The sequence below is a fragment of the Pseudomonas sp. B3G-3 genome, assembly GCF_028640915.1.
GTDB classification, from domain to species: Bacteria; Pseudomonadota; Gammaproteobacteria; order Pseudomonadales; family Pseudomonadaceae; genus Aquipseudomonas; species Aquipseudomonas chlororaphis_I.
Map to the genome: position 1 here is coordinate 241,041 of NZ_JAQZAB010000107.1, position 19,467 is coordinate 260,507.

General features: G+C 61.7%; 17 protein-coding genes and 1 pseudogene. 9 read left to right on the top strand and 9 right to left on the bottom strand.

Annotated features, from left to right (window positions below; translation table 11 throughout):
* Positions 1-24: 24 nt before the first annotated feature.
* Positions 25-594 carry a lipocalin family protein gene (locus tag PVZ80_RS16855; protein WP_009046557.1) on the bottom strand — a complete coding sequence of 190 codons (570 nt, stop codon included), beginning with the start codon at positions 592-594 and terminating at the stop codon, positions 25-27.
* A gap of 35 nt (positions 595-629) precedes the next feature.
* Positions 630-884, bottom strand: coding sequence for a hypothetical protein (locus PVZ80_RS16860; protein ID WP_007925924.1), 255 nt, complete (start codon positions 882-884; stop codon positions 630-632).
* A 283-nt stretch (positions 885-1,167) separates the two neighbouring features.
* Here PVZ80_RS16860 and PVZ80_RS16865 point away from each other — a divergent pair, with 283 nt between their 5' ends.
* The 3 genes from PVZ80_RS16865 (at position 1,168) to PVZ80_RS16875 (ending at position 3,752) form a co-directional block, all read left to right on the top strand.
* Positions 1,168-3,060 (top strand): methyl-accepting chemotaxis protein, encoded by a 1,893-nt coding sequence (locus PVZ80_RS16865; RefSeq protein WP_273864224.1) that lies wholly within the window; start codon positions 1,168-1,170, stop codon positions 3,058-3,060.
* Between the two features lie 90 nt (positions 3,061-3,150).
* Entirely contained in the window at positions 3,151-3,423 is a 273-nt protein-coding gene (locus PVZ80_RS16870; protein WP_009046555.1) for a type II toxin-antitoxin system Phd/YefM family antitoxin, read from the top strand.
* Complete coding sequence (locus PVZ80_RS16875; RefSeq protein WP_273864225.1) at positions 3,420-3,752, top strand: type II toxin-antitoxin system RelE/ParE family toxin; 333 nt, start codon at positions 3,420-3,422, stop codon at positions 3,750-3,752. Before PVZ80_RS16870 ends, PVZ80_RS16875 begins: the two co-directional genes overlap by 4 nt.
* Positions 3,753-3,891: 139 nt before the next feature.
* Here the strand turns inward: PVZ80_RS16875 and PVZ80_RS16880 are convergent, their stop codons facing one another.
* From PVZ80_RS16880 to PVZ80_RS16890, 3 genes are all read right to left on the bottom strand, one after another.
* Positions 3,892-4,494 (bottom strand): DUF924 family protein, encoded by a 603-nt coding sequence (locus PVZ80_RS16880; protein WP_009046553.1) that lies wholly within the window; start codon positions 4,492-4,494, stop codon positions 3,892-3,894.
* A 3-nt stretch (positions 4,495-4,497) separates the two neighbouring features.
* On the bottom strand, positions 4,498-5,508 hold the full coding sequence (locus tag PVZ80_RS16885; RefSeq protein WP_009046552.1) for a class 1 fructose-bisphosphatase: 1,011 nt from the start codon (positions 5,506-5,508) through the stop codon (positions 4,498-4,500).
* Between the two features lie 198 nt (positions 5,509-5,706).
* Entirely contained in the window at positions 5,707-8,157 is a 2,451-nt protein-coding gene (locus PVZ80_RS16890; RefSeq protein WP_081362923.1) for a glycogen/starch/alpha-glucan phosphorylase, read from the bottom strand.
* 265 nt (positions 8,158-8,422) lie between these two features.
* On the opposite strand from PVZ80_RS16890, the gene PVZ80_RS16895 reads away from it, so the two are divergent.
* Positions 8,423-8,866, top strand: a complete 444-nt coding sequence (locus tag PVZ80_RS16895; protein ID WP_028683793.1) for a YkgJ family cysteine cluster protein — start codon at positions 8,423-8,425, stop codon at positions 8,864-8,866.
* A 272-nt stretch (positions 8,867-9,138) separates the two neighbouring features.
* On the opposite strand, the gene typA is transcribed toward PVZ80_RS16895, so the two are convergent.
* Both typA and thiI read right to left on the bottom strand, forming a co-directional pair.
* Complete coding sequence (gene typA, locus PVZ80_RS16900) at positions 9,139-10,959, bottom strand: translational GTPase TypA (RefSeq protein WP_009046549.1); 1,821 nt, start codon at positions 10,957-10,959, stop codon at positions 9,139-9,141.
* A gap of 139 nt (positions 10,960-11,098) precedes the next feature.
* Positions 11,099-12,553, bottom strand: coding sequence for a tRNA uracil 4-sulfurtransferase ThiI (gene thiI, locus PVZ80_RS16905; RefSeq protein ID WP_016702616.1), 1,455 nt, complete (start codon positions 12,551-12,553; stop codon positions 11,099-11,101).
* A gap of 330 nt (positions 12,554-12,883) precedes the next feature.
* Between thiI and glnA the strand changes: the two genes are divergently transcribed.
* From glnA to PVZ80_RS16925, 4 genes are all read left to right on the top strand, one after another.
* Complete coding sequence (gene glnA / locus PVZ80_RS16910) at positions 12,884-14,290, top strand: glutamate--ammonia ligase (RefSeq protein WP_007929953.1); 1,407 nt, start codon at positions 12,884-12,886, stop codon at positions 14,288-14,290.
* Between the two features lie 161 nt (positions 14,291-14,451).
* Positions 14,452-16,485 (top strand): hypothetical protein, encoded by a 2,034-nt coding sequence (locus PVZ80_RS16915; RefSeq protein WP_273864226.1) that lies wholly within the window; start codon positions 14,452-14,454, stop codon positions 16,483-16,485.
* Positions 16,486-16,571: 86 nt separating this feature from the next.
* Positions 16,572-17,114 carry a chorismate mutase gene (locus tag PVZ80_RS16920; protein ID WP_041985467.1) on the top strand — a complete coding sequence of 181 codons (543 nt, stop codon included), beginning with the start codon at positions 16,572-16,574 and terminating at the stop codon, positions 17,112-17,114.
* A gap of 88 nt (positions 17,115-17,202) precedes the next feature.
* Positions 17,203-17,718, top strand: coding sequence for a DUF4124 domain-containing protein (locus tag PVZ80_RS16925; RefSeq protein WP_101281682.1), 516 nt, complete (start codon positions 17,203-17,205; stop codon positions 17,716-17,718).
* Here the strand turns inward: PVZ80_RS16925 and PVZ80_RS16930 are convergent.
* Positions 17,690-18,805, bottom strand: coding sequence for a bifunctional transcriptional activator/DNA repair enzyme AdaA (locus PVZ80_RS16930; protein ID WP_198919645.1), 1,116 nt, complete (start codon positions 18,803-18,805; stop codon positions 17,690-17,692). The two genes, PVZ80_RS16925 and PVZ80_RS16930, sit on opposite strands and share 29 nt — an antisense overlap.
* Positions 18,806-18,946: 141 nt before the next feature.
* Positions 18,947-19,099, bottom strand: coding sequence for a hypothetical protein (locus PVZ80_RS16935; RefSeq protein WP_435307304.1), 153 nt, complete (start codon positions 19,097-19,099; stop codon positions 18,947-18,949).
* Between PVZ80_RS16935 and PVZ80_RS16940 the strand changes: the two are divergent.
* Positions 19,080-19,301: pseudogene (locus tag PVZ80_RS16940) on the top strand (MFS transporter); the annotation flags it as partial. The gene PVZ80_RS16935 and the pseudogene PVZ80_RS16940 sit on opposite strands and share 20 nt — an antisense overlap.
* Positions 19,302-19,467 lie beyond the last annotated feature (166 nt).

The following is a 19,467-nucleotide window of genomic DNA, read 5'->3' on the forward strand; positions in this document are numbered from 1 at the left end:
CAGCGTGCTGGTTCCCGCATGGATTCACTTCGAGGTCTTGGCCATCGCCGAGTCCGACACACGCCAGATCAGGCGGGTGGTGTCATACCCTTGCTGACGCGCCCTGCTCAGCAGGTCCTCGCGAACCGCCTCGCTGACATTCGGCCGGCGCGACAACAGCCACAGGTATCGACGATCCGGGTTGCCGACAATGGCGGTCTTGTAGTCGTCGCTCACGTACAGCACCCAGTAGTCGCCCTTGGCCAGGCCCGGTATCAAACGGGAAAACCAGGTATCGAACTCGACCCACAGCTTGTCGGTTTTATCCGGTGCCTGCGGCGTTGCCGTGCCCCGCACCTCTTCCCATTGCCAGTTGGCGGTCAGGCAGCGGTTGAGCACCGTCATATTGCCTTCGGGCAACAGGGTGTAGCGGGCTTCGGATTGCGCGCAGTTACGCTGGAAATACATCGGCAAACGCGCCAACTCGTACCAGGTCCCTTGGTAACGCTTGAGATCGACGTGATTCGCGGTCTTGGGCGCCAGTGAATCGTCCCGGGAAGTGGCGCAGCCGGCCAACAACAGGCCGGCCAGAAGAGTGACTAGCAAACGCATCATTATTTTTCTCCCGTGGGCACGTGGCCCCGGTTTTTTTACTTCAGGCCTTGCCCGGAAAACATCAACACTTTGTCACCGGCGTACTGCACGCTGATAAAGCTGTTCTTGTCGCCCCAGGTGCAGCTGGACATGCCCAGCGCGCCGGAACAGTCGGTCGGTTTGCCCAGCAGTTTTTCAACTTCGGCCTTGGGCATGCCGGCCGACAGCTTGGAATAGTTTTCCTGATTGATCTTGCCGCACGCAGCCAACAGCACGCAGAACGACAACAGAGCGAGAGAACGCAGGGACATGGTGAAACTCCTGGGCGGACGGGGGGATGGCATGCTGCCAACCAGAAGCTTAGAAGAGAAAAGCCCCATCTGGTTCCCCAGCCAGACGGCTATTTATTGTGACGCAGCGCCCAGCATTTCCTCCCGAATCAACCACTTTGCGACGGCCAAAGACATTTCGTCGGACAGGCTTCGACGCCCCTCATCTTTAGTGATGGCCAGTCGACATAAAAGCAGCGAAAAAGCCGCCGTTATGGCAAATTGACGCCCCCTCGCTGACCACCCTCTCGCGGTAGTTCACTTAATGACCAGAAACATGAAATTCAGCCATAAGATCCTGCTTGCCGCCGCTCTTGTGGTCGCCGTTGCGTTCGTCTGTTTTATCCTGTTCAACGACTATCGACAGCGCGAAGCCCTGCGCAGCAGCAACGAATCCTCCATGCAGGAACTCGGCAGCCTGACCAGCAGCAACATCCAGACCTGGCTGGAAAGCCGCATCCAGTTGCTGCACACCCTGGCCCAGCAGATCGCCGTGGACGGCAGCGGTGCCGACGGCCTGAAACGCAGCGTCGGCCTCCCCGCCTACGCCAGCAACTTCCAGCTCAGCTATTTCGGCGGCCAGGACGGTACGATGTTCTCGGTCCCGGCGGGCAACCGCGCGCCCGATTACGATCCGCGCGCCCGCGGCTGGTACAAGGCGGCCAACGCGGCCCAGCAGACCATCGTCACCGAACCCTACATCGCCGCCTCTTCCGGCAAGCTGGTGATCACCGTCGCCACCCCGGTCCAGCACCAGGGCAGCTTCATCGGCGTCGCCGGGGCCGACATCGACCTGTCCAACGTCAGCGCCATCATCAACTCGCTGAACTTCGGCGGCCATGGCCAGGCGTTCATCGTCAGCGCCGCCGGCAAGATCCTGATCCACCCGGACAACAAGCTGGTGCTCAAGAACCTCAGCGACGCCTACCCCAATGGCGCTCCGCAGGTCAGCCCGGGCCTGAAGGAAGTCGAGCTGGACGGCAAGACCCAGTTCATCTCCTTCACCCGGGTCAACGGTGTGCCGTCGGCAGACTGGTACGTGGCGCTGGTGCTGGACAAGGACACCGCGTTCTCGATGCTCAGCGAATTCCGCACCTCGGCGATCATTGCCATGCTGATCGCCGTGGTGATCATCATCAGCCTGCTGGGCATGCTGATCCGTGTACTGATGCAGCCGCTGCACCTGATGGGCCGCGCTATGCATGACATCGCCGAGGGCGAAGGCGACCTGACCAAGCGCCTGACCATCCATGGCCACGACGAATTCGGCACCCTGGGCGTGTCGTTCAACCGCTTCGTCGAACGGGTTCACGGCTCGATCCGCGAGGTCGCCTCGGCCACCGGCCAGGTCAACGAAGTCGCCCTGCGGGTGGTCAGTGCCTCGAACTCGTCGATGTTCAACTCCGACCAGCAGGCCTCGCGCACCAGCAGCGTCGCCGCGGCGATCAACCAGCTCGGCGCCGCCGCCCAGGAAATCGCCCAGAACGCCGCCCTGGCGTCGCAGCACTCCAGCGATGCGCGCAACCTGGCCAGCGAAGGCCAGGCCGTAGTGGACCAGACCATCGCCGCCATGCAGCAGCTGTCGGCGAAGATCAGCGACTCCTGCGGCAATATCGAAACCCTGAACAGCAACACGGTGAACATCGGGCAGATCCTCGAAGTCATCACCAGCATCTCCCAGCAGACCAACCTGCTGGCCCTCAACGCCGCCATCGAGGCCGCCCGCGCCGGTGAGGCCGGGCGTGGTTTCGCGGTGGTCGCCGATGAAGTGCGCAACCTCGCCCACCGCACCCAGGACTCGGCGCAGCAGGTGCAGAAGATGATCGAGGACCTGCAGGTCGGCGCCCGCCAGGCGGTGAACACCATGACCGAAAGCCAGCGCGAGAGCGAAAGCAGCGTCGGCATCGCCAACCAGGCCGGCCAGCGCCTGGGCAGCGTGACCCAGCGCATCGGCGAGATCGACGGCATGAACCAGTCCGTGGCCACCGCCACCGAGGAACAGACCGCCGTGGTGGAATCGATCAACGTCGACATCACCGAGATCAACACCCTCAACCAGGAAGGCGTGGAAAACCTGCAGGCAACCCTGCGCGCCTGCGCCGACCTGGAGCAGCAAGCGGCGCGGTTGACGCATCTGGTGGGCAGTTTCCGGATTTAACGATCGGCAACACTCAACTCGTCTGGCGCGACGCACACAGGACTGAATAAAGACTAAACTCAGTCCTGCTTCCCCAGACGAGATGCTCCCATGAAGCTTTCCTCTCAGATCAAACCGATCAGCTACCTGAAAAGCCACACCGCCGAGATCGTCAAGACCATCACCGAAAGCCGTGAGCCCATGGTCATTACCCAGAATGGCGAGGCGAAACTGGTGGTCATGGATGTGAAAAGCTTCGAGCAGCAGGAAGAAACCATGGCGCTGCTGAAGATCCTCGCCCTCGGTAATCGCGAGATCGATGAAGGTCAATTCCGCGATGCGGAGGACGTGTTCGCCGACCTGGACCAGGCCGATCAACCGTGACGTTCAAGGTGGTGCTTCTGCATTCGGCGGAAACCGACCTCATCGAGTTGCGCACCTACCTCACCCAGCGGTTCTCCACCGCCACCTGGCAAAGCAGCTACGGCAACCTGAAACAGGCCATTCTCCAACTGGCCAGCCTGCCCTATGCCGGGGTGATTCCCGAAGAACTCGAACAACTGCATATCGGCCACTACCGGCAGATACTCTCGGGAATGAATCGAATCATCTATGAAGTACTGGACGCCACCGTCTACATCCATGTCATCGCCGACACCCGCCGGGACCTGCAAAGCTTGCTGATGAAGCGGTTACTGCGCGCCAGGCGCTAAGCATTCATGGGTCTTGAAGCCCTATCGCGGGCAATCGAGCGTCGACCGGCCGCTCCTACAGAAGAACCTAGGCGTCTGTAGGAGCGAGCGGGCGGCGATCCGACTTGCCCGCGATAGCGTTTGATGCCGCTCAGCCGATTTAGAAGCTGGAACCCGGCTCGCGCAGGAATGCCAGTTCCTCCGGCGTCGATTCACGCCCGAGAATCCGGTTGCGATGGGGGAAGCGCCCGAAGCGGGCGATGATTTTCTGATGCCGTTCGGCGTAATCCAGCTGGTCGGCGAACACCGGTCGATCTTCCGGCGGCTGTTCGTCCTGCAAGGCGGCGAACCTGGAGATCGCTTCGTTCTGCACCGCCAGGTTCTCGCAATGCTCGAACACCAGGTAGATGAAGCTGCGCTGCATCGCGGGCAGCTGCCGGTCGAAATCCGCGGCGATGCCCTGGGCCACCAGTGCCTGGGCACGCAGGTCGCCGGCAAAGCTCTTGGGGGTTTCGCGATACAGCATGCGTGGCAGTTGGTCGAGCAGCAGCACCAGGGCCAGCCAGCCTTGCGGGCGTTGCGCCCACTCGGTCAATCCACCGGCCAAGGCCTGTTCCACCAGATCCCCGAAACGCTCGCGCGCCTCGAGGTCCTGGCTGTCACGCTTGCCAAACCACAGCTTGCCCTTTTCAGCGACGATGTCCGCAGGTTTCTCGGCAGAGCCGAACCACCAGTCGAGCAGGGGCTGCCAGGGCGCGGCCATGGTTTATTCCTTGTGGTAGGCGGTGACGCGGGCGACTTCTTCCTTCGAGCCGAGGAACACCGCTACGCGCTGGTGCAGGCCTTCAGGCTGGATGTCGAGAATGCGCTGGTGGCCATCGGTGGCTGCGCCGCCCGCCTGTTCAACCAGGAACGACATCGGGTTGGCTTCGTACATCAGGCGCAGTTTGCCCGGCTTCGATGGCTCGCGGCTGTCACGTGGGTACATGAACACGCCACCACGGGTCAGGATGCGGTGCACGTCGGCCACCATCGCGGCAACCCAGCGCATGTTGAAGTTCTTCTTCAGCGGACCTTCCTCGCCAGCCATCAGCTCGCTCACGTAGCGCGCGACCGGCGCTTCCCAGTGACGCTGGTTGGACATGTTGATGGCGAACTCCTGGGTGCTCTCAGGAATGGTCAGGTCTTCGTGGGTCAGCACGAAGCTGCCCATTTCACGGTCCAGGGTAAAGCCCTTGACGCCATCGCCCAGGGTCAGCACCAGCATGGTCTGCGGGCCGTAGATGGCATAACCGGCAGCTACCTGCTGGGTGCCGGGTTGCAGGAAGGCCTTTTCGTTCAGGGCTTCGTTCTGGCTCAGGTGCTCGTTCGGGCAACGCAGCACGGAGAAGATGGTGCCGACCGGCGCGTTGATGTCGATGTTGGACGAACCGTCCAGTGGGTCGAACACCAGCAGGTAGGCGCCTTTCGGGTATTTGCCCGGGATCTGGTAGGCGTTGTCCATTTCCTCGGACGCCATGCCGGCCAGGTGGCCGCCCCATTCGTTGGCTTCGAGCAGGATCTCGTTGGAGAGCACGTCGAGCTTCTTCTGCACTTCGCCTTGAACGTTTTCAGTGCCCATGCTGCCCAGGACACCGCCCAGGGCGCCTTTGGACACGGCGTGGCTGATCTCCTTGCAGGCACGCGCCACCACTTCGATCAGGAAGCGCAGATCGGCAGGAGTGTTGTTGCTGCGGGTCTGCTCAATCAAATAGCGACTCAGGGTAACGCGGGACATGGAAGGCTCCGGAGGAATGGGGGGGCTAAAAAACCCGCGCAGTTTAGCGCGAGTCGGGGTGCATTTCCTCCTATGAGACGAGATCCGCCACAGAGAGTTCATGCATGGGGTTGAGCGTAGCCCGAAATCCGCCCCGCAGCCGCTGGCGCAGGCTGCGCTAGCCTGCGCCCTTTCAACACTACGAGGCTGATGAACAGCCTATTCCAGAGCCTTCCAGATCTCCGTGGCGTACTCGCGAATGGTCCGGTCCGAAGAGAACCAGCCCATGCGCGCGCTGTTGAGCACCGCCGAGCGCCACCAGTGATTGCTGTCGCGCCAGCGCTCTTCGACATGCAGCTGGGCATTCCAGTAGGAATCGAAATCGGCGCATACATGGAAGCGGTCATAGTCGACCAACGAATCGATCAGCCCGGTGTAACGGGCCGGATCGTCCGGCGAGAACACCCCGCCACGAATCGCCTGCAGCACATCGTTGAGACGATGGGAGGCGGCGATGTCCGGCACCGCGCTGAACTCGCCGTTGCGTTTGCGCGCCTCTACCTGCTGGGCGCTGAGGCCGAAGATGAACATGTGCTCGGCGCCGACCCGCTCGCACATCTCGACGTTGGCGCCGTCCAGGGTGCCGATGGTCAGGGCGCCGTTGAGGCCGAACTTCATGTTGCTGGTGCCCGAGGCCTCGAAGCCGGCAGTGGAAATCTGCTCCGACAGGTCGGCCGCCGGGATGATGCTTTCGGCCAGGCTGACGTTGTAGTTGGGCAGGAACACCACCTTGAGCAGGCCGCGCACGGTCGGGTCGTTATTCACCGTGCGGGCGATGTCATTGCTCAGCTTGATGATCAGCTTGGCCTGGTGATAACTGGCCGCGGCCTTGCCGGCGAAGATCTTCACCCGCGGCACCCAGTCGATCTCCGGTTCGGCACGGATCGCCTGGTACAACGCCACGGTGTGCAACAGATTGAGCAACTGGCGCTTGTACTCATGGATCCGTTTGACCTGCACGTCGAACAGCGCCGCCGGATTGACCGCGATCCCCAGGCGCTCATGGATGATCGCCGCCAGCGCGCGCTTGCTGTGCAGGCGCTGCTCGGCGAACTGCTTGCGAAAGGACGATTTCTCGGCGAAGGGCTCGAGCTTGAGCAACAGCTCCTCGGGGTTGTCCAGCAGCTCCGGGCCGACGGCTTCGACCAGCATCGCCGTCAGCTTGGGGTTGGCCTGGTACAGCCAGCGGCGGAAGGTGATGCCGTTAGTCTTGTTGTTGATCCGCTCCGGATACAGCTTGTGCAGCTCGGAGAACACCGTGCTGCGCATCAGCTGGGTATGCAGCCCGGACACGCCGTTGACGCTGTGGGAACCGAGAAACGCCAGGTTGCCCATGCGCACCCGGCGCCCGTTGTCTTCTTCGATCAGCGACACCGCGCGCAGCACGTCGAAGTCGTGGATGCCCTTGGCCCGCAGCGAATCGATGTGCTGGGCGTTGATCAGGTAAATGATCTGCATGTGCCGCGGCAGCATGCGTTCCATCAGGCCCACCGGCCAGGTTTCCAGGGCCTCGGGCAGCAGCGTGTGGTTGGTGTAGGCCAGGGTTTCGACAGTGATCTGCCAGGCCGCCTCCCAGGCGATGCCGTGCAGGTCCACCAACTGGCGCATCAGTTCGGCCACGGCGATCGATGGGTGCGTGTCGTTGAGCTGGATCGCCGCATGCTCGCCGAGGCTGAGCACCGAGTCGTGCATGTTCTTGTGCCGGCGCAGCAGGTCCTGCAGGGACGCGGAGACGAAGAAGTACTCCTGGCGCAGGCGCAGTTCCTGGCCGGCTTCGGTGCTGTCCGCCGGGTAGAGCACCCGCGAGATGCTCTCGGCGCGGGCCACCTCGGCCACCGCGCCGAGGTGATCGCCGGCGTTGAAGCGCTCCAGGTGCAGATCTTCCATGGCTCGCGCCCGCCACAGGCGCAGGGTGTTGACGCTGGCGCCGCGCCAGCCGACCACCGGCGTGTCGTAGGCCACCGCGCGCACGGTTTCCGCCGGCCACCAGACTTGCCGCGCATGGCCAGCCTCGTCGGTGACGGTCTCGACGCTGCCACCGAAGCCGATCGAATAGATCACTTCCGGACGCTCGAACTCCCAGGGGTTGCCGAAATCCAGCCAGTGCTCGGTCTGCTCCTGCTGCCAGCCATCGACTATGGCCTGGCGGAACAAGCCGTGCTCATAACGGATGCCGTAGCCGTGGCCGGCAATGCCCAGGGTCGACATGCTTTCCATGAAGCACGCCGCCAGCCGGCCGAGGCCACCGTTGCCCAGCGCCGCGTCCGGCTCCAGCAGGCGGATGCGCTCCAGGTCGACGCCCAGATCGCTCAGGGCATCGCGCGCCACGTCCAGCAGCCCGAGGTTGCTCAGGCTGTCGTAGAGCAGGCGGCCGATGAGGAATTCCAGGGACAGGTAATAAACGCGCTTCTGGCCTTTGCGGTAGATCTGCCGCGTGTGGTCCATCCAGTGCTCGACCATGTGATCGCGCGCCGCCAGGGCGATGGCTTCGAACCAGTCATGGTCGAAAGCGTGGTCCGGGTCTTTGCCCACCGCGTAGGTGAGTTTGGTCAGGACGGCATCGCGAAAAGCGGCCACCTCAGCGTCACGAACTTGCAGTTCCTGAGTCATGAATACGACCTCGAGCGAGATAGACAGCGAGCATGGAATTGTCTGAGCCTAGTCGGTCTGACAGGAGCCAAAGTCTCTGGTTCGGTGCGTCGTGCAATTGCCCGAACAGAGGCAGCGTCTCCCGCGGCAGCGGGTAAAAATGATGCAGATGCCGTGCCGACCCTCGCAATCCCCCCGGGCACGGTTAAATTCCGTTAAATGGTTGTTCAAAAATCCACCAGTACCGGTATGATCGCGCGCCCTGATACACACGCTGGAAGCAAGCCTGATGAAGTCCAACCTGATCGCCGCCGCGGAAATCGACCGACTCGATACCTGGGCCAAGTATTCCGCGCCCATGTGCGGCTCCTGCATGTCCAGCTGCTGCACCCTGCCGGTGGAGGTCAAGATCAAGGATCTGATCCGCATCGGCATCGTCGACGAATTCGAGCGCGGCGAGCCGGCGAAGAACATCGCCAAGCGCCTGCAGAAGGAAGGCATCGTCGAGCGCTACAACCAGAAGTCCGAGATCTTCACCCTGCAGCGCATGAGCAACAACGACTGCCTGTATCTGGATCGTAAGAGCCGCCTGTGCACCATTTATGACAAGCGCCCGGACACCTGCCGCAACCACCCGAAGATCGGCCCGCGTCCGGGCTATTGCGCGTACAAGCCCAAGCCGGTCGAGCGCCCGACCAACACCGGCAGCCGGACCCTGGAACGCTTCTGAGCCTCGACCTGCGCCTGCAACCCTGTTCCCCGCGTAACCCTGCCACCCTGTAGCCGCTGCCGAGCCTTGGCGAAGCTGCGAACGGCTGCAAAGCAGCCGCAGTACGGGCCACCGCAGAGTTTCAGATACACCGCTTGACGACCGCTACGCGGCCGATCGCAGCCTCGCTGGCGCTCGGCAGCGGCTACAGGAATCAGCTCATTTTCGCAGATCAAAAAAAACGCCCCCGGCCTTTCGACCGGGGGCGTTTTTATTCAGCCTGAACTAAAAGATCAGTTCTTGGCTTTCTTGGCAGCGCGGGTACGCTCGCCTTCGTCCAGGATCTTCTTGCGAAGACGGATGGACTTAGGAGTCACTTCACACAGCTCGTCGTCCTGGATGAATTCCAGAGCCTGTTCCAGGGTGAAACGAACCGGCGGAACCAGGGCGATGGTTTCGTCCTTGCCCGAAGCACGCATGTTGTCGAGCTTCTTGCCTTTGGTTGGGTTCACGCCCAGGTCGTTGTCACGGCTGTTCAGACCAACGATCTGACCGTTGTAGATTTCCTGGCCGTGCTCGACGAACAGCTTGCCGCGCGCCTGCAGGGTTTCCAGGGAGTAGGTCAGTGCCTTGCCGGTCTCGACCGAAACCAGTACGCCGTTCTGACGGCCGGACATGTGGCCGGACTTCATCGGAGCGTAGCGATCGAAGATCGAGGTCAGGATGCCTGCACCGTTGGTCAGGGTCAGGAACTGGTTACGGAAACCGATCAGACCACGGGCTGGAATGTTGTATTCCAGGCGTACACGGCCCTTGCCATCCGGAACCATGTTGCTCAGGTCGCCTTTACGCAGACCCATTTCTTCCATGACCTTGCCCTGGGATTCTTCAGGGATGTCGATGGTGACGTTCTCGAACGGTTCCTGCTTCACGCCGTCGACTTCACGGATGATCACTTCAGGACGGCCAACGCCCATTTCGAAACCTTCGCGACGCATGGTTTCGATCAGTACCGACAGGTGCAGCTCACCACGACCGGAAACCTTGAACTTGTCGGCCGAGTCGCCTTCTTCAACGCGCAGTGCAACGTTGTACAGCAGCTCTTTGTCCAGACGTTCCTTGATGTTACGGCTGGTCACGAACTTGCCTTCTTTACCGCAGAATGGCGAGTCGTTGACCTGGAAGGTCATGGAAACGGTCGGCTCGTCGACGGTCAGCGGCTTCATCGCTTCGACAGCGGTCGGATCGCACAGGGTGTCGGAGATGAACAGCTCGTCGAAACCGCTGATGCAGACGATGTCGCCGGCAGCGGCTTCTTCAACGTCCACACGGTGCAGACCGTGGTGACCCATCAGCTTCAGGATACGGCCGTTACGCTTCTTGCCTTCGGTGTCGATAGCGACGACCGGAGTGTTCGGCTTGACGCGACCGCGAGCGATACGACCAACGCCGATCACACCCAGGAAGCTGTTGTAGTCCAGAGCGGAGATCTGCATCTGGAACGGACCGTCACGGTCAACGGCTGGAGCCGGAACGTTGTCGACGATCGACTGGTACAGCGGGGTCATGTCTTCGGCCATGTCGGTGTGGTCCAGACCGGCAATGCCGTTCAGGGCCGAGGCGTAGACGACTTTGAAGTCCAGCTGTTCTTCGGTGGCACCCAGGTTGTCGAACAGGTCGAAGATCTGGTCCAGAACCCAGTCAGGACGCGCGCCTGGACGGTCGACCTTGTTGATTACCACGATTGGACGCAGGCCGGCTTCGAAAGCCTTCTTGGTCACGAAACGGGTTTGCGGCATAGGGCCGTCTTGGGCATCGACCAGCAGCAGAACGGAGTCGACCATCGACATTACGCGTTCAACTTCGCCGCCGAAGTCGGCGTGGCCCGGGGTATCCACGATGTTGATGTGGTAGCCGTTCCAGTTGATGGCGGTGTTTTTGGCCAGGATGGTAATACCGCGCTCTTTTTCCTGGTCGTTGGAGTCCATCACGCGCTCGTCGTTGAGCTCGTTGCGCTCCAGGGTGCCGGATTGACGCAGGAGTTTGTCTACCAGGGTGGTTTTACCGTGGTCAACGTGAGCAATGATGGCGATGTTGCGTAGATTTTCGATCACTTGTGTATCTCGATCAGAGGATTCGGTGTGCTGACAACTGCTGGCAGCGATTAACAATAGAGTCCGGCAAGGCCGTTACAGCTTGACGGTGGCGTCGGGGGGCCGGTGACGCAAGCCACAGGCAAACAGCCCCGGGCACTTAGCTCGGTCTATAAACGCGCACATTGGCATGTCCCTCACTGAGCAGATGGTGAGCATGCAGGCGACTCATGACGCCTTTGTCGCAATACAGCAGGTACTGGCGAGTAGGGTCCAGTTCCTTGAAGCGTGCATTCAATGCATAGAACGGCAGCGCTTTTATCTCGATGCCAGCCAACTCCAGCGGGTCGTCTTCCTGAGCATCCGGATGACGGATGTCGATCACGATCTGCCCCGCCAGCGCCTCGCTGACTTCTTCGATCTGCAAATCCTGGCCCAGTTCGTCGATTACCCGATCGATCGGCACCAGTTTGGCCCGCTCGATCGCACGCTCGAGCACCGCCATGTCGAATTCTTTCTCTTCGTGCTCCACGCGATGGCGCTTGGCGTGGGTCTTGGGGTTCACCGAGATGACCCCGCAGTACTCCGGCATGTGCTTGGCGAAGTCGGCGGTGCCGATTTCGTTGGCCAGGTCGATGATGTCCTGCTTGTGGCTGGCGATCAGCGGGCGCAGCACCAGCTTGTCGGTTACGCAGTCGATGACCGAGAGGTTCGGCAGGGTCTGGCTCGACACCTGGGAAATCGCCTCGCCGGTGACCAGCGCGTCGATGTGCAGGCGGTCGGCGATGCTCGACGCGGCACGCAACATCATACGCTTCAAAATGACGCCCATATGACTGTTGTCGACTTTGCCGAGGATTTCGCCGAGCACTTCCTCGAACGGCACGCTGACGAACAGCACGCGCTGGGAGCTGCCGTACTTCTTCCAGATATAGTGCGCGACTTCCATCACGCCCAATTCGTGGGCACGCCCGCCCAGGTTGAAGAAGCAGAAGTGGCTCATCAGGCCGCGACGCATGATCTGGTAGGCCGCCACCGTGGAATCGAAACCGCCGGACATCAAAACCAGGGTCTGTTCCAGGGCGCCCAGCGGATAACCGCCGATACTGTTGTGCTGGCTGTGGATCACGAACAACCGTTGGTCGCGAATTTCCATCCGCACTTCGATTGCAGGCTCTTTCAGGGAAATCCCGGCGGCGCCGCACTGCCGACGCAGCTGGCTGCCGACGTATTTCTCCACGTCCATGGAGCTGAATTCGTGCTTGCCGGCGCGCTTGCAACGCACAGCGAAAACTTTCCCCGCCAGGGCCTCGCCAAAGTGCTGCTTGCACTTGGCGACTATGTCGTCGAAGTCGCCCAGCGGGTATTCATCGACCTGCAGGAAATGCGCGATGCCCGGCATGCAGCTCAGGCGCTCGGTCATCTCCTTCAAGGCTTTCGGCTCGCTGACGGCGGTTTCCAGCTCGAGGTTGTCCCACACACCATTGACCACCACGGCCGGGTCCAGATCGCGGAGCACGGCACGGATGTTCTTGGCCAGCTGACGGATGAAACGCGTCCGTACCGGGCGGCTCTTGATGGTGATTTCCGGGAAAACTTTAACGATTAGTTTCATGAAAACAGCGCGCGCTGGGCCAGCCGAAAAAGGGGGGCGCGGATTATAGCGGAAATTGCTCAAGGTTTAACCAATTAATGTGCACTCGGTTTTTCGTGCACCAAAACAGGTCGACGCCAGATAAAAACGCAACATTGCGGTGCGTCAGTTTGCCAATCTGGCCCAAATAGCGCCCGGAATGCGTGAGTTTGGGGCATAAAACCCAACTCAGGGCACTGGCATGCAATTTGCTCCCTTGTGAGGCAGGTTGCCATGGCAGAGTATCTGCGCCGGCATCACCCACATTCTAAGGGCACACCAACACTCGCCCGAAGCCACCCGGAGGACACTATGTCGAAGTCGGTTCAACTCATCAAAGATCATGACGTCAAATGGATTGATCTGCGCTTCACTGACACCAAAGGCACTCAGCACCACGTGACCATGCCGGCCCGTGATGCGCTGGATGACGATTTCTTCGAAATCGGCAAAATGTTCGACGGTTCCTCCATCGCTGGCTGGAAAGGCATCGAAGCCTCCGACATGATCCTGATGCCGGTTGACGAAACCGCCGTCCTGGACCCGTTCACCGAAGAGCCGACCCTGATCCTGGTCTGCGACATCATCGAACCTTCGACCATGCAGGGCTACGATCGCGACCCACGCGCCATCGCCAAGCGTGCCGAGGAGTACCTGAAGTCCACCGGTATCGGCGACACCGTATTCGTAGGCCCAGAGCCTGAGTTCTTCATCTTCGACGAAGTGAAGTTCAAGTCCGACATCTCCGGCTCCATGTTCAAGATCTTCTCCGAGCAAGGCTCGTGGATGTCCGACCAGGACGTGGAAGGCGGTAACAAAGGCCACCGTCCAGGTGTCAAAGGCGGCTACTTCCCGGTTCCTCCGTTCGACCACGACCACGAGATCCGTACCTCCATGTGTAATGCCATGGAAGAAATGGGCCTGGTCATCGAAGTTCACCACCACGAAGTGGCGACTGCCGGCCAGAACGAAATCGGCGTGAAGTTCAACACCCTGGTCAACAAGGGCGACGAAGTTCAGACCCTGAAGTACTGCGTACACAACGTGGCCGATGCCTACGGCCGCACCGCTACCTTCATGCCTAAGCCTCTGTACGGCGACAACGGCTCGGGTATGCACGTGCACATGTCCATCTCCAAGGATGGCAAGAACACCTTCGCTGGCGAAGGTTATGCCGGCCTGTCCGACACCGCCCTGTACTTCATCGGCGGCATCATCAAGCACGGTAAGGCCCTGAACGGTTTCACCAACCCTTCGACCAACTCCTACAAGCGTCTGGTACCAGGCTTCGAAGCTCCGGTAATGCTGGCCTACTCGGCTCGCAACCGTTCCGCTTCGATCCGTATCCCTTACGTGTCGAGCCCTAAAGCCCGCCGTATCGAAGCACGCTTCCCGGATCCGGCTGCCAACCCATACCTGGCCTTCGCTGCCCTGCTGATGGCCGGCCTGGACGGTATCCAGAACAAGATCCACCCTGGCGACGCCGCTGACAAAAACCTGTACGACCTGCCGCCTGAAGAGGCGAAAGAGATCCCACAAGTTTGCGGCAGCCTGAAAGAAGCCCTGGAAGAGCTGGACAAAGGTCGTGCGTTCCTGACCAAAGGCGGCGTTTTCAGCGACGACTTCATCGACGCTTACATCGCCCTGAAAAGCGAAGAAGAAATCAAGGTCCGTACCTTCGTACACCCACTGGAATACGAGCTGTACTACAGCTGCTGATCCGGTAGCGCCGCCCCACGCGGCGTGACAAGAAAAGGCCTCCCTCGGGAGGCCTTTTTTATTGCCCGCCCATCGCCCCGGAGCATTCCCCCAGGCCAGCCATCCATGGATAATCCGCGCCTCTCGCGCCCGCTGTCCGGCGCCTCGACGAAGGGATTCGTATGCAGTGGACTCGTTCTCTCGGCCTGATCGCCTGCCTGGCGTTCGGCAGTACCCAGGCCGCTCCTTTCTATGCCGGCAAATCCCTGGCCCACCCGCTGATCACCGGCCTGGCGGAAAGCCAGGCGACCCTGGCCTTTATCAAGCAGGGCGGCAGCGTCAAAGGTTATTACTCGGTCGACCCGGACGAGGGCCAACCGCAGCTGCTGGATGACTTCGGCGATGCCACCATCGAGTCGGTGTTCAACATCGCCCTGGATGATGAGTCCCTGACCCGCCTGGTGCTGTTCAAACAGCGTGGCCAATACCGCCTGCATGCCTATCGCTATGACGAAAACGACCGCCTCTACCGGCGCCTGGAGAAACTGCAGCCCGCCCTGGAGCGCATCGCCAAAGACCGCAAGAAGCTCGATGCCCCGACGGTGAAACAGGCCCTGCGCCAGCTGACGCCACTGAACTACAGCGTCTTCTACGAAGACTCGGGTATCGACGAATTCGACCAGCTCGACCATTCGGCCGGCACCCTGGTGGGTTATTTCGACGCTAACGGGCAGCCCATCACCGCCAATCCGCCCGGAGCCGACCAGTACCGCTACAAAAAGACCTTCGCCGAAAAGGACGGACGCTTTCTCACCGCCACCTACTGGCGCGGCGAAGCGCCTGCGCTGGAGGGCGAGCCCCTGCTGTACAACTACCGGGCCAGCCACATCGCCTGGGAGACCGAGCCGCAGCGCTTCACTGGCAGTGAGGACGGGGCCTACGTGGAGTACTCCAGTTTCGGCGGTGCCGTCATCGCCCAGGGTGCCTATGCCCGCGGCCAACGCACCGGCGAATGGAGTTTTTCCAACCCAGACGATGGCTGGACCCACGGCCGTTTTGTCGATGGCAAACGCCAAGGCCAGTGGACTGAGTCCTACGGCTGGCAAACCGCTACCGGCGAGTATCGGGACGATCTGCGTGAGGGACGCTGGGTGCTGTCCTACGACGAAGGAGGCGAATCCGCTGTCACCGGCTTCCAGACCTATGTCCAGGGTGTGCTCGACGGTCCGAGCGAAGAGCGGGTGGACGGCTCCACGGAGAGCGGCAGCTACCGCAACGACAAACGCGAAGGGCCATGGGTGACCCAAGCAGGTCGCGGCAGCTTCGAGAACGGCCTGAAAAGCGGCCCGTGGATACTCAAGACAGACAAGGGCCATAACCAGAGCGTGAACTTCGTCGCCGATAAAAAAGACGGTGAGTTGCGCGAAACCGACGCCAACGGCGTGCTGGTCCTGATCGAGCATTACAAGGCAGATGTGCTGTCCGGTACCCGCGAAGGCTATAGCCCCAGCGGCAACCTGCAGTACTCGCAGCAATATGAGAATGGCAAACGGGAAGGCCGCTCACTGGGTTACAGCGAAGACGGCAAGCTGATCAGCGATATTTCCTGGCACAACGATCGCTACGAAGGCCCTCACCTGACCTTCCTGAGCGACGGTACGCCGGCCACGGTCGGACGCTTCGAGGGAGGGCGCTTTGTCGGCCTGATGAAACAATACGATCAGGACGAAGTGCTTTATGAAGAAGCCAACTGGTGCCGCTTCGACAAGCGCGGTTCAACCGTCGAACGCTGTGGAAAACAACGGCGGTTCACCCACGGAAAGCTGTCCTGGGAAACGGACTTTCTCTTTGGCAGCCCCCAAGGCTCCATCGAGTACAACTATGAAACAGGCCAAAAGATCCGCGAGAAGATCATCGGCGACAATGACCAGATCACTCAGCGCACCTACTACGACAATGGGCAGGTCGAGTGCCAGAAAAACTCGGTGGGTTTCACCTGGATGACCATCAACCAGCAACAGGTGAAAAGTCATGAGTCCGACGGCCAACTGACCGGCGAACAGCTGTGCTATCACCGCAACGGCGTGGTCAAGAGCCGCGAGCTGATCGACAACGGCTTGAGCGCCTGCCGGATCATCTATGACGAAAGCGGCAAGCGACTGTCTTCCAGCCCGACCGATTGCGGGGCGCCCGCGACCGCCGCGGCCGGCCAATGATCCATCTTGTGCCCGACGCTTGCCAGGCACTGCGGTTTTGCGTGCATCATGGCCGCCGACTTGTCCCCAAGAAGCCGAGACTGCCCATGACTTCGCGATTCTGCCTTGCCCTGTTGACCCTGTTGCTGGCCGGCAATGCCTGTGCCGCCCCTGCCACCCTCAGCCCTCTGTTGGCCAGCATCGAAGAACGCCTGGCCATCGCCGACCAGGTGGCCCTGAGCAAATGGGACAGCCACAAGCCGGTGGAAGACCGCCCGCGCGAGCGTGAGGTGATTGCCGGCGCGGTGGCCCAGGCGCCGGCCTACAAGCTCGACGGCGCGGCGGTGGAACAGTTCTTCGCCGCGCAGATCGAGGCCAACAAGCTGGTGCAGTACGCCCATCTGTCCGAGTGGACCTTGCAAGGCCAGGCACCGGACGCGCCGCGCCCGGACCTGGTGGGACAGATCCGCCCGCAACTTGATCGGTTACAAAAACGCCTGCTGCAGCAACTGGCCGATTTCAGCCCCCACCGTAACGACCCACAGTGCCCACAATGGCTGGCCCAGGCCACCCACGAAGGTGATCGGGCACCACTGCGTCAACTAGCGCTGATCCGTGCCACCGCCGAGCTTTGTGTGTTCAAAGGTTGAAGTGGCGAACCCGGGCACGGTCTGCGGCTCTATGCTGGAGGCACTTTCACCCTTGAAGCCGCCAACCCCAGCGCCCAGGAAAGCCGCCATGCGTGTGCACTGTCTCTACCTGCTGTTGCTGGCCGCCCTGCCGGCCGCTGCGCAGATCTACCGCTACACCGATGCCCACGGCAACACCGCCTACAGCGACCAGCCGCCGGCCGGCGTGCCCGGCCAGGCCGTCGAGCTGGCGCCGCTGAACCGCATCGAGGCGCCCAGGCCGCTCACACCGCCCGGCGTCGAACCAACACAGGCGCCACCCACCCGCGCACCGGCCTACACCACCCTGGAGCTGAGCGGCGTAGCGGATGGCGGCGTGGTGCGCGCCAATAACGGCACTTTCGAGGTCGAGGTGCGCCTGCAACCGCCCCTGCTCAACGAGCATCGCCTGCGCCTGCTGCTGGACGACCAGCCTTACGGTCAGCCCGGCAACGTACCGAGCTTGCAACTGGTGAACATCGATCGCGGCGAGCACCGCCTGGCGGTGCAAGTACTCGATGGCGAGCGGGTGGTGCAGCAAAGCCCGCAACTGACCTTCACCCTGCAACGGGTTCATCGGCCCTGAGGTGTTGTCGCGTCTGAATCTGCGAATACAGGCGCCGCTCATGCTCAAGCAACCAGCGTTTGCGCCACAGCCCGCCGCCATAACCGGTGAGCGAACCGTCGGAACCTATCACCCGGTGACAGGCAATCACGATGGCGATCTGATTGGCGCCATTGGCCCGGGCCACGGCCCGCACGGCGGAGGCCGAACCGATGCTGCCCGCCACCTCGGCGTAACTGCGGGTAACGCCTGGAGGAATGGCCCTGAGTGCCTGCCACACCGTGCGGGTAAAGGCCGAAGCATTCAGCGCCAGCGGCGTGGCAAAGCTCGCCGACTCCCCGGCGAAAAATCGCCGCAATTCGCTCTCGATCTGGTCGATGGGGGCAAAACGCCCAAAACCGATGGTCGAGCCGGTGTGCTCTTGCAGGCGCTTCAGCTCAGTGGCCAATGCCGGGCGGTCGAAGAACTCCAGCAGATGCAGGGCCTGCGCATCGGCCACCGCCAGCATCACGCCGATCGGGGTTTGCAGCCAGTCGGCCTTGAGCAGTTCGCGGCCGCGCAGGTTCGACGGTGGTTGGCCGAGCAGCCGGGTGAAGGCACTGCGAAAGCCGCTGTCGGAATCGAAACTGGCGCTGATCTGCGCATCGATCACGCTGGCGCCGCCCGCCAGTTGCTGCATGCCCTCGCCGATCCGCCGCAGCCGGGCCATTTCCAGGAAGGTCACGCCGAAGTGGCGCTTGAAGGCCCGGCGCACCGTGGAAGGGTCGAAGCCGAGCTCGATCAGGTCGCCTTCATACCAGCGCTTGTCGGCATTGTGTTCCAGCAAGGCCAGCAGCTGTTTGACCAAGGGCTCCTGGGCACCTGTCTGCTCCAGCGGACGGCAGCGCAGGCAGGCGCGAAAACCGGCCTCGACACAGGCCTTGATCGAGCTGAAGAACACCGTGTTTTCGCGCTTGGGCTTGCGCGCCGCGCAGGTCAGCCGACAGAACACGCCCGTGCTCTTGACCCCGACGAAAGCGAACCCGTCATAGGCCGGGTCGCGTTCGAGCAAGGCGCGGTACAGGGTGTCGTCATCGGGCAGTTGGAACAGCAAGGGGGCGTTGTCCATGGCCGTCTCCAGCACCAGAGGGAATGTCTGTGCACTGTAGAGCAGCGCCGCAGCGGATGCCGCCGCAAATCAGGCGTTGATTCGCCAACGGTGCCCCCACTTTGCGCCCGGCGTGAAACAACGCCGAGCAGTAGCTCCGCCTCAGGCGCGCTCGATCACCATGGCCACGCACAGGCTGACCGAGGCCGATGAGAGGATTCGCGCCATGGGCACGACCCCATGCTCCATGCCGATCTCGCGGCTGCCGAGCAACCACACCGCCGCGCCATCGTTAAGCATTGTCGGCGTGGCCATCGCCTCCGCCTGCTATGCCCTGGTCTCCCTGGTGTGCATGCTCCTGCTGCTCAAGCGCATCGGCCACAACGCCGCCGACCTGTCCACCGCCGAGCAGGCGGACGCCGACGAACTGGCCCGGGAGCCCCGAGTCACGCCGCTGATCGAGGGTCCCGCGACGCTGCAACCGAGTATCGACAAGGACGCCCAGCCCGCCCACTGAGATGCCATCCGCCGCATTCTTCCAGGCCCGCAGCAAGCGGGCCTTTTTACGTGCGCCGAAAATTTTCGGCCCGGCGTGCCGCTGGCCATTCTTTAGCGCAGCCTCGGATAAATCGCACTATATTGGTGCATCAAACTGCACCTTCATCCATCCGCAGCCCATTTTG

Bases quoted from the DNA above. Each gene is read 5' to 3' on its own strand.
- PVZ80_RS16870 (WP_009046555.1), top strand. From the start codon at position 3,151: ATGAAGCTTTCCTCTCAGATCAAACCGATCAGCTACCTGAAAAGCCAC.
- PVZ80_RS16855 (WP_009046557.1), bottom strand. From the start codon at position 594: ATGATGCGTTTGCTAGTCACTCTTCTGGCCGGCCTGTTGTTGGCCGGC.
- PVZ80_RS16930 (WP_198919645.1), bottom strand. From the start codon at position 18,805: ATGGACAACGCCCCCTTGCTGTTCCAACTGCCCGATGACGACACCCTG.
- PVZ80_RS16915 (WP_273864226.1), top strand. From the start codon at position 14,452: ATGCAGTGGACTCGTTCTCTCGGCCTGATCGCCTGCCTGGCGTTCGGC.
- PVZ80_RS16890 (WP_081362923.1), bottom strand. From the start codon at position 8,157: ATGACTCAGGAACTGCAAGTTCGTGACGCTGAGGTGGCCGCTTTTCGC.
- thiI (WP_016702616.1), bottom strand. From the start codon at position 12,553: ATGAAACTAATCGTTAAAGTTTTCCCGGAAATCACCATCAAGAGCCGC.
- PVZ80_RS16920 (WP_041985467.1), top strand. From the start codon at position 16,572: ATGACTTCGCGATTCTGCCTTGCCCTGTTGACCCTGTTGCTGGCCGGC.
- PVZ80_RS16880 (WP_009046553.1), bottom strand. From the start codon at position 4,494: ATGGCCGCGCCCTGGCAGCCCCTGCTCGACTGGTGGTTCGGCTCTGCC.
- PVZ80_RS16935 (WP_435307304.1), bottom strand. From the start codon at position 19,099: ATGGCCACGCCGACAATGCTTAACGATGGCGCGGCGGTGTGGTTGCTC.
- PVZ80_RS16925 (WP_101281682.1), top strand. From the start codon at position 17,203: ATGCGTGTGCACTGTCTCTACCTGCTGTTGCTGGCCGCCCTGCCGGCC.
- glnA (WP_007929953.1), top strand. From the start codon at position 12,884: ATGTCGAAGTCGGTTCAACTCATCAAAGATCATGACGTCAAATGGATT.
- PVZ80_RS16865 (WP_273864224.1), top strand. From the start codon at position 1,168: ATGACCAGAAACATGAAATTCAGCCATAAGATCCTGCTTGCCGCCGCT.
- PVZ80_RS16885 (WP_009046552.1), bottom strand. From the start codon at position 5,508: ATGTCCCGCGTTACCCTGAGTCGCTATTTGATTGAGCAGACCCGCAGC.
- PVZ80_RS16860 (WP_007925924.1), bottom strand. From the start codon at position 884: ATGTCCCTGCGTTCTCTCGCTCTGTTGTCGTTCTGCGTGCTGTTGGCT.